1 pseudogene is annotated in these 265 nt (G+C 35.5%); it reads right to left on the bottom strand.

The features are described 5' to 3' along the window. Positions 1–265, bottom strand: a pseudogene (locus KVT27_RS24955) (hypothetical protein); the annotation flags it as partial.

The raw sequence follows: 265 nt of genomic DNA, 5'->3' as shown, positions 1-265 counted from the left end.
TACCACGCCCTCCTGAATTTCGATAATCTGGTAGCAATGCATTTTTCACCTTTCCCCGTTTCCAATACTGCCTTAGGTAACTATAAATCACACTCTTAATTTTCTTTGTACGCTCACATGTCTCTGCTACCAATTTTCCTCTTTTTTGTTTATCGTAAATATCTGGTTCAAGCGAAACTATTTCATGCACGATTTTCCATCTGTCATCTCTGATATCTTTTTGTTTTTGAGGTATGCTTTCTTCTTTTTGATAAACAAATGCAAA

This window comes from Lysinibacillus sp. GbtcB16 (genome assembly GCF_019091145.1).
GTDB classification, from domain to species: Bacteria; Bacillota; Bacilli; order Bacillales_A; family Planococcaceae; genus Lysinibacillus; species Lysinibacillus fusiformis.
This window is presented reverse-complemented; position numbering and strand designations above follow the sequence as displayed.